Below are 690 nucleotides of genomic sequence, written 5' to 3'. Positions count from 1 at the left end.
CAACAACATATACAGTAGCCGTCATATCTTACCTTTTACCTACAGGGTGCAATACGATATGCCCTTGTTTGGCATCTTCATTGTGTTGCTGCATTTCAGCCTGGAACAAACCAGTACCATTAATGAAGTCAACTAGGGTCGTTACCTTGTCCGACTCTAAGAACAGCGACACAGGCGCAACCTGTTCACCTGATTCAATAAAACCATTCTCAACATGCTCTTGTAATAGATAAATAACGTTCGGCAACGGTTCTCTACCATTTAAGATACTCAAAAAACGAGCGAGGAGGTTTAATTCACTCTCAATTAACGACAATAGGTTAAAGAGCTGTTTTGCATCGCTTGCATTCTTATCATAACGCAATGATAAATCTCTAAGCTCAACTAACTTTGACTCTAAATCACAAGTCGCATTACGTCCAAGTAAAACCAAACTGCGAATATCTTTCTTAGCTGATTGGTAATATTTATTTTTTAGCGTGGGTTTGATGAATTGCACCAATATTTCATTGCGCTTAGGTTTAGGCACAAATCGATTAGTTTCAGCCACGGTCAAATAAAGATGAATGAGTGCCCTATCGAGCACGTCACTAAAAATATCGCAAGAATTCAAGCTGTGTATCAAAGTGAGGGAGTAATGCTTAATTTTATCATTATGCCCGTTTGGAGGCTATTTTTACTTCAACTAGC

The 690-nt window shown here is 38.7% G+C and carries 1 protein-coding gene; it reads right to left on the bottom strand.

All coding sequences use genetic code 11. From position 1 onward, the window contains the following. Positions 1–28: 28 nt before the first annotated feature. Entirely contained in the window at positions 29–613 is a 585-nt protein-coding gene (locus L2748_RS24240) for a DUF2913 family protein (RefSeq protein ID WP_248957843.1), read from the bottom strand. Positions 614–690: the final 77 nt, after the last annotated feature.

The sequence above is a fragment of the Shewanella sairae genome, from assembly GCF_023283535.1.
GTDB lineage: Bacteria > Pseudomonadota > Gammaproteobacteria > Enterobacterales > Shewanellaceae > Shewanella > Shewanella sairae.
This window is presented reverse-complemented; position numbering and strand designations above follow the sequence as displayed.